General features: G+C 55.4%; 1 protein-coding gene. It reads left to right on the forward strand.

From position 1 onward, the window contains the following. On the forward strand, positions 1–1489 hold a 1489-nt coding region (locus F4V61_RS21945; protein WP_211359259.1), incomplete at both ends, for an Ig-like domain-containing protein.

The following is a 1489-nucleotide window of genomic DNA, read 5'->3' on the forward strand; positions in this document are numbered from 1 at the left end:
CTGGATACCGCGAATGACAGTGGTGTGGCTGGCGACAATATCACCAACGAAAAAACGCCTGGTTTTACTATCAACGGCATTGATACGGATGCGAGCCGGGTGGTGGTGACGGTTACGCATAATGGCACGAACCAGGAGGTGGAACTGACCCAGATCGGGGGACAGTGGACATTCATGCCGGCCAGCGACTGGGTGGATGGCAACTACACCCTGACGGTGAAAGTCGAGGACAGAGCCGGGAACGTCAGCCAGTCCGCGCCACTGGCAGTGACCATCGACACGCAGACGGAGATTAACAACATTGTACTGGTCAATGATACCGGCGTGCCGGATGACAACCTGACCAACGCTCTGCGTCCGGAGTTCCGGATAGAGGTGCCGGAAGATGTGAACGTTGTACGTCTGAGCATTGACGGCGGCAAGACGTGGGTGGATGCGAATAAAACGTCGGCAGGTGTCTGGGATTACAACTGGACAACAGACATCACTGACGGCGTACACACGCTGACTGTGAAAGTCACCGACGTGGCGGGCAACACGGCGACGCGGACGCTGGACTTTACCGTTGACACCACCCTGTTGGTCCCGACCATCACGCTGGACAACGCGGATGACAGCGGAACCAAAGGCGATGATCTGACCAACGTTAATAAACCGACATTTTTACTGGGCAATATTGACTCAGATGCGCGCTTCGTCACGGTAGAAATCCAGCATGGCAGCATCAAGGAGGTATTGACGGCAACCCGAGGCACGGATGGCCGCTGGCATTTCACGCCGGACAACGTCTGGGGTGATGGTCGCTATACACTGACAGTGAAAGTGGAAGATGAGGCGGGTAATATTCGCTATTCTGCGCCACTGTCGGTCACAGTCGATACCGACATCACGATCAATAAGATCGAACTGGTTAATGACAGTGGCGTCGTTGGCGATAATATGACCAATGACATCCACCCGCAGTTCCGTGTAACGGTGCCGGAAGATGTGAATTCGGTACGCCTGAGCATCGACGGTGGCACGACATGGGTTAAGGCAACGCAGGGCGCGGCAGGGACCTGGGGTTATACCTGGCCAGATGACGTGAAGGATGGGAAATACACCCTGCAGGTGGAGGCGACCGACAAGGCGGGCAACACCATCACGCAGATGCTGGAATTTACTATCGATACTACCTTGTCGATACCGACTATTGAGTTAGATAGTAAGGATGATACCGGCACTCAGGGTGATGAGCTGACCCACCGTACCCAACCTAAGTTTATTCTACAACATATTGATGTAGATGCTGTCTCCGTGATGGTGAGCGTGGAACATGGAGGGGTGACAAGCACATTTGACGCGATTAAGGGCGCAAGCGGATGGAGCTTTACGCCGACAGCGCCGTGGGGTGACGGCGGCTACACGCTGACGGTGATGGTGGAGGATAAAGCCGGGAACGTCAGCCATTCCGCCCCGCTGACGGTGACGGTGGACACGCAGACAGCCA

The sequence above is a fragment of the Salmonella enterica subsp. arizonae genome (assembly GCF_008692845.1).
Lineage (GTDB): Bacteria > Pseudomonadota > Gammaproteobacteria > Enterobacterales > Enterobacteriaceae > Salmonella > Salmonella arizonae.